This is a genomic window from Actinomyces acetigenes (assembly GCF_031296635.1).
GTDB classification, from domain to species: Bacteria; Actinomycetota; Actinomycetes; order Actinomycetales; family Actinomycetaceae; genus Actinomyces; species Actinomyces acetigenes.
The window spans coordinates 1-1,100 of record NZ_JASPFC010000099.1 but is presented as its reverse complement, the minus strand read 5'-3'; the positions used below and the strand labels follow the sequence as shown (position 1 = coordinate 1,100).

Annotated in this window: 1 rRNA gene; it reads right to left on the bottom strand. The window is 56.3% G+C overall.

The annotated features are described in order from the left end of the window. Positions 1-1,100, bottom strand: a 23S ribosomal RNA gene (locus RIV14_RS13650); the annotation flags it as partial.

Genomic DNA, 1,100 nt, shown 5'->3' with positions numbered 1-1,100 from the left:
CCACTCCTAGCCTATCAACCCAGTCATCTACTGGGAGCCTACCAAGACACCAAAGGTGTCTTGCGGAGACCTCATCTTGAAGATGGTTTCCCGCTTAGATGCTTTCAGCGGTTACCCTTCCCGAACGTAGCCAACCAGCCGTGCCCCAGGCGAGACAACTGGCACACCAGAGGTTCGTCCGTCCCGGTCCTCTCGTACTAGGGACAGGCCTCCTCAAGTCTCCAACGCGCGCAGAGGATAGGGACCGAACTGTCTCACGACGTTCTAAACCCAGCTCGCGTACCGCTTTAATGGGCGAACAGCCCAACCCTTGGGACCTGCTCCAGCCCCAGGATGCGACGAGCCGACATCGAGGTGCCAAACCATGCCGTCGATATGGACTCTTGGGCAGGATCAGCCTGTTATCCCCGGGGTACCTTTTATCCGTTGAGCGACGACCCACCCACACGGGATCGCCGGATCACTAGTTCCTACTTTCGTACCTGCTCGACCCGTCAGTCTCACAGTCAAGCTCCCTTGTGCACTTACACTCAACACCTGGTTACCGACCAGGCCGAGGGAACCTTTGAGCGCCTCCGTTACACTTTAGGAGGCAACCGCCCCAGTTAAACTACCCACCAGGCACTGTCCCTAACCCGGATCACGGGCCCAGGTTCAGGCGCACGCCATAACCAGAGTGGTATTTCAACGACGACTCCACCACCACTAGCGTGACAGCTTCACAGTCTCCCACCTATCCTGCACAAGCTATAGCGGGCGCCAATACCAAGCTGTAGTAAAGGTCCCGGGGTCTTTCCGTCCTTCTGCGCGAAACGAGCATCTTTACTCGTACTGCAATTTCGCCGAGCTCATGGTTGAGACAGCGGGGAAGTCGTTACGCCATTCGTGCAGGTCGGAACTTACCCGACAAGGAATTTCGCTACCTTAGGATGGTTATAGTTACCACCGCCGTTTACTGGGGCTTAAATTCACCACTTCACCCCACAAGGGGGTTGATGGTTCCTCTTAACCTTCCAGCACCGGGCAGGCGTCAGTCCGTATACATCGCCTTACAGCTTCGCACAGACCTGTGTTTTTAGTAAACAGTCGCTTCCCCCTGG